1 protein-coding gene is annotated in these 1,170 nt (G+C 61.3%); it reads right to left on the reverse strand.

Translation table 11 applies throughout. The features are described 5' to 3' along the window. On the reverse strand, positions 1–1,170 hold a 1,170-nt coding region (gene tuf, locus BGI01S_RS28815; RefSeq protein ID WP_255219801.1), incomplete at its 5' end, for an elongation factor Tu.

A 1,170-nucleotide genomic window follows, 5' to 3' on the forward strand; every position in this document is an offset into this window, starting at 1 on the left:
TTACTCGAGAATCTTGGCAACCACACCAGCGCCGACCGTACGGCCGCCTTCACGGATTGCGAAGCGCAGACCTTCTTCCATCGCGATCGGGTTGATCAGCTTCACCGTGATCGACACGTTGTCGCCCGGCATGACCATTTCCTTGTCCTTCGGCAACTCGATCGAGCCCGTCACGTCCGTCGTACGGAAGTAGAACTGCGGACGATAGTTGTTGAAGAACGGCGTGTGACGGCCACCTTCGTCCTTGCTCAGCACGTACACTTCAGCCGTGAAGTGCGTGTGCGGGTTGATCGAACCCGGCTTCGCCAGAACCTGGCCACGCTCCACGTCTTCACGCTTCGTGCCGCGCAGCAGGATACCGACGTTGTCGCCTGCCTGACCCTGGTCGAGCAGCTTGCGGAACATTTCCACGCCCGTGCAGGTCGTCTTCACCGTCGGCTTGATACCGACGATTTCGATTTCCTCGCCGACCTTGACGATGCCGCGCTCAACGCGACCCGTCACCACCGTGCCACGACCCGAGATCGAAAACACGTCTTCCACCGGCATCAGGAACGCGCCGTCAACTGCACGCTCCGGCGTCGGGATGTACGTGTCCAGCGCGTCGGCCAGGCTCATGATCGCCACTTCGCCCAGCTCGCCCTTGTCGCCTTCCAGCGCCAGCTTGGCCGAACCCTTGATGATCGGCGTGTCGTCGCCCGGGAAGTCGTACTTCGACAGAAGTTCGCGAACTTCCATCTCGACCAGTTCCAGCAGCTCAGCGTCGTCCACCATGTCGCACTTGTTCAGGAACACGATGATGTACGGAACGCCAACCTGACGCGCCAGCAGGATGTGCTCACGCGTTTGCGGCATCGGGCCGTCTGCAGCCGAACACACCAGGATCGCGCCGTCCATCTGCGCCGCGCCCGTGATCATGTTCTTCACATAGTCAGCGTGGCCCGGGCAGTCGACGTGTGCGTAGTGGCGGTTAGCTGTTTCGTACTCGACGTGTGCCGTGTTGATCGTGATACCACGTGCCTTTTCTTCCGGCGCCGCGTCGATCTGGTCGTATGCCTTCGCTTCGCCGCCAAACTTCTGCGTCAGAACCGTCGTGATCGCTGCCGTCAGCGTGGTCTTGCCGTGGTCAACGTGACCGATCGTGCCGACGTTCACGTGCGGCTTGGTCCG

The organism is Paraburkholderia ginsengisoli NBRC 100965 (genome assembly GCF_000739735.1).
Lineage (GTDB): Bacteria > Pseudomonadota > Gammaproteobacteria > Burkholderiales > Burkholderiaceae > Paraburkholderia > Paraburkholderia ginsengisoli.